The 4770-nt window shown below is 50.2% G+C and carries 1 tRNA gene and 2 rRNA genes; all 3 read right to left on the bottom strand.

Annotated elements, in window-relative coordinates:
- Positions 1 to 24: 24 nt before the first annotated feature.
- Positions 25 to 2927 (bottom strand): 23S ribosomal RNA (locus tag ACLNCN_RS03470).
- 125 nt (positions 2928 to 3052) lie between these two features.
- Positions 3053 to 3125 (bottom strand) — tRNA-Ala (locus tag ACLNCN_RS03465).
- A gap of 51 nt (positions 3126 to 3176) precedes the next feature.
- Positions 3177 to 4722, bottom strand: a 16S ribosomal RNA gene (locus ACLNCN_RS03460).
- Together the 16S and 23S rRNA genes with 1 tRNA gene alongside form the textbook arrangement of a ribosomal RNA operon.
- Between the last annotated feature and the right edge of the window lie 48 nt (positions 4723 to 4770).

Genomic DNA, 4770 nt, shown 5'->3' with positions numbered 1-4770 from the left:
TTCGCTTTCATATTCTCAGTTACTTTGGATAAGTCCTCGAGCTATTAGTATTAGTCCGCTACATGTGTCGCCACACTTCCACTTCTAACCTATCTACCTGATCATCTCTCAGGGCTCTTACTGATATAAAATCATGGGAAATCTCATCTTGAGGTGGGTTTCACACTTAGATGCTTTCAGCGTTTATCCCTTCCCTACATAGCTACCCAGCGATGCCTTTGGCAAGACAACTGGTACACCAGCGGTAAGTCCACTCTGGTCCTCTCGTACTAGGAGCAGATCCTCTCAAATTTCCTACGCCCGCGACGGATAGGGACCGAACTGTCTCACGACGTTCTGAACCCAGCTCGCGTGCCGCTTTAATGGGCGAACAGCCCAACCCTTGGGACCGACTACAGCCCCAGGATGCGACGAGCCGACATCGAGGTGCCAAACCTCCCCGTCGATGTGAACTCTTGGGGGAGATAAGCCTGTTATCCCCAGGGTAGCTTTTATCCGTTGAGCGATGGCCCTTCCATACGGAACCACCGGATCACTAAGCCCGACTTTCGTCCCTGCTCGAGTTGTAGCTCTCGCAGTCAAGCTCCCTTATACCTTTACACTCTGCGAATGATTTCCAACCATTCTGAGGGAACCTTTGGGCGCCTCCGTTACCTTTTAGGAGGCGACCGCCCCAGTCAAACTGCCCGTCAGACACTGTCTCCGATAGGGATCACCTATCTGGGTTAGAGTGGCCATAACACAAGGGTAGTATCCCAACAACGTCTCCTTCGAAACTGGCGTCCCGATCTCATAGACTCCTACCTATCCTGTACATGTGGTACAGACACTCAATATCAAACTGCAGTAAAGCTCCATGGGGTCTTTCCGTCCTGTCGCGGGTAACCTGCATCTTCACAGGTACTAAAATTTCACCGAGTCTCTCGTTGAGACAGTGCCCAAATCATTACGCCTTTCGTGCGGGTCGGAACTTACCCGACAAGGAATTTCGCTACCTTAGGACCGTTATAGTTACGGCCGCCGTTTACTGGGGCTTCAATTCATACCTTCGCTTGCGCTAAGCACTCCTCTTAACCTTCCAGCACCGGGCAGGCGTCACCCCCTATACATCATCTTACGATTTAGCAGAGAGCTGTGTTTTTGATAAACAGTTGCTTGGGCCTATTCACTGCGGCTGACTTAAAGTCAGCACCCCTTCTCCCGAAGTTACGGGGTCATTTTGCCGAGTTCCTTAACGAGAGTTCTCTCGCTCACCTGAGGCTACTCGCCTCGACTACCTGTGTCGGTTTGCGGTACGGGTAGAGTATGTTTAAACGCTAGAAGCTTTTCTTGGCAGTGTGACGTCACTAACTTCGCTACTAAACTTCGCTCCCCATCACAGCTCAATGTTACAGATATAAGCATTTGACTCATATCACACCTCACTGCTTAGACAGACACTTCCAATCGTCTGCTTTAGTTAGCCTACTGCGTCCCTCCATCACTACATACTCTAGTACAGGAATATCAACCTGTTGTCCATCGGATACACCTTTCGGTCTCTCCTTAGGTCCCGACTAACCCAGGGCGGACGAGCCTTCCCCTGGAAACCTTAGTCTTACGGTGGACAGGATTCTCACCTGTCTTTCGCTACTCATACCGGCATTCTCACTTCTATGCGTTCCAGCACTCCTCACGGTATACCTTCATCACACATAGAACGCTCTCCTACCATACCTATAAAAGGTATCCACAGCTTCGGTAAATTGTTTTAGCCCCGGTACATTTTCGGCGCAGGGTCACTCGACTAGTGAGCTATTACGCACTCTTTGAATGAATAGCTGCTTCTAAGCTAACATCCTAGTTGTCTGTGCAACCCCACATCCTTTTCCACTTAACAATTATTTTGGGACCTTAGCTGGTGGTCTGGGCTGTTTCCCTTTCGACTACGGATCTTAGCACTCGCAGTCTGACTGCCGACCATAATTCATTGGCATTCGGAGTTTATCTGAGATTGGTAATCCGGGATGGACCCCTCACCCAAACAGTGCTCTACCTCCAAGAATCTCTAATGTCGACGCTAGCCCTAAAGCTATTTCGGAGAGAACCAGCTATCTCCAAGTTCGTTTGGAATTTCTCCGCTACCCACAAGTCATCCAAGCACTTTTCAACGTGCCCTGGTTCGGTCCTCCAGTGCGTCTTACCGCACCTTCAACCTGCTCATGGGTAGGTCACATGGTTTCGGGTCTACGTCATGATACTAATTCGCCCTATTCAGACTCGGTTTCCCTACGGCTCCGTCTCTTCAACTTAACCTCGCATCATAACGTAACTCGCCGGTTCATTCTACAAAAGGCACGCTCTCACCCATTAACGGGCTCGAACTTGTTGTAGGCACACGGTTTCAGGTTCTATTTCACTCCCCTCCCGGGGTGCTTTTCACCTTTCCCTCACGGTACTGGTTCACTATCGGTCACTAGGGAGTATTTAGGGTTGGGAGATGGTCCTCCCAGATTCCGACGGGATTTCACGTGTCCCGCCGTACTCAGGATACTGCTAGGTACAAAGACTATTTTAAATACGAGGCTATTACTCTCTTTGGCTGATCTTCCCAAATCATTCTTCTATAATCTTTGAGTCCACATTGCAGTCCTACAACCCCGAAGAGTAAACTCTTCGGTTTGCCCTTCTGCCGTTTCGCTCGCCGCTACTAAGGCAATCGCTTTTGCTTTCTCTTCCTGCAGCTACTTAGATGTTTCAGTTCACTGCGTCTTCCTCCTCACATCCTTAACAGATGTGGGTAACAGGTAGTACCTGTTGGGTTCCCCCATTCGGAAATCCCTGGATCATCGCTTACTTACAGCTACCCAAGGCATATCGTCGTTTGTCACGTCCTTCTTCGGCTCCTAGTGCCAAGGCATCCACCGTGCGCCCTTATTAACTTAACCTTATTTTTCTGACCTTTCAGTCATAAACTCTTATTAATACTACAGCGTTTTCGGTTTATTTTCTTGTTACTATTTGATATAGATATTCAATTTTCAATGTGCATTACTTGGTGATCTCTCACCAATGGAGCCTAGCGGGATCGAACCGCTGACCTCCTGCGTGCAAAGCAGGCGCTCTCCCAGCTGAGCTAAGGCCCCACAAGACCTCTCAAGACTAAACAAGACCAATGCGCAGTTCCTTTTCCTTAGAAAGGAGGTGATCCAGCCGCACCTTCCGATACGGCTACCTTGTTACGACTTCACCCCAATCATCTATCCCACCTTAGGCGGCTGGCTCCTTACGGTTACCTCACCGACTTCGGGTGTTACAAACTCTCGTGGTGTGACGGGCGGTGTGTACAAGGCCCGGGAACGTATTCACCGCGGCGTGCTGATCCGCGATTACTAGCGATTCCGACTTCATGTAGGCGAGTTGCAGCCTACAATCCGAACTGAGACTGGCTTTAAGAGATTAGCTTGCCGTCACCGGCTTGCGACTCGTTGTACCAGCCATTGTAGCACGTGTGTAGCCCAGGTCATAAGGGGCATGATGATTTGACGTCATCCCCACCTTCCTCCGGTTTATTACCGGCAGTCTCGCTAGAGTGCCCAACTGAATGATGGCAACTAACAATAGGGGTTGCGCTCGTTGCGGGACTTAACCCAACATCTCACGACACGAGCTGACGACAACCATGCACCACCTGTCACCTCTGTCCCGAAGGAAAGCTCTATCTCTAGAGCGGTCAGAGGGATGTCAAGACCTGGTAAGGTTCTTCGCGTTGCTTCGAATTAAACCACATGCTCCACCGCTTGTGCGGGCCCCCGTCAATTCCTTTGAGTTTCAACCTTGCGGTCGTACTCCCCAGGCGGAGTGCTTAATGCGTTAGCTGCGGCACTAAACCCCGGAAAGGGTCTAACACCTAGCACTCATCGTTTACGGCGTGGACTACCAGGGTATCTAATCCTGTTTGCTCCCCACGCTTTCGAGCCTCAGCGTCAGTTACAAGCCAGAGAGCCGCTTTCGCCACCGGTGTTCCTCCATATATCTACGCATTTCACCGCTACACATGGAATTCCACTCTCCCCTCTTGCACTCAAGTTAAACAGTTTCCAAAGCGTACTATGGTTAAGCCACAGCCTTTAACTTCAGACTTATCTAACCGCCTGCGCTCGCTTTACGCCCAATAAATCCGGACAACGCTCGGGACCTACGTATTACCGCGGCTGCTGGCACGTAGTTAGCCGTCCCTTTCTGGTAAGATACCGTCACAGTGTGAACTTTCCACTCTCACACTCGTTCTTCTCTTACAACAGAGCTTTACGATCCGAAAACCTTCTTCACTCACGCGGCGTTGCTCGGTCAGACTTCCGTCCATTGCCGAAGATTCCCTACTGCTGCCTCCCGTAGGAGTCTGGGCCGTGTCTCAGTCCCAGTGTGGCCGATCACCCTCTCAGGTCGGCTATGTATCGTCGCCTTGGTGAGCCGTTACCCCACCAACTAGCTAATACAACGCAGGTCCATCTGGTAGTGATGCAATTGCACCTTTTAAGCAAATGTCATGCAACATCTACTCTTATGCGGTATTAGCTATCGTTTCCAATAGTTATCCCCCGCTACCAGGCAGGTTACCTACGCGTTACTCACCCGTTCGCAACTCATCCAGAGAAGCAAGCTCCTCCTTCAGCGTTCTACTTGCATGTATTAGGCACGCCGCCAGCGTTCGTCCTGAGCCAGGATCAAACTCTCATTAAAAGTTTGAGTTCTCACTCATTTCTGTCACTGACAGATTTATTGTTTTTT

It is taken from the genome of Streptococcus sp. CL8.13, from assembly GCF_049737895.1.
The sequence above is the reverse complement of the archived record's forward strand: the minus strand, read 5'-3'. Positions and strand labels throughout refer to the sequence as shown.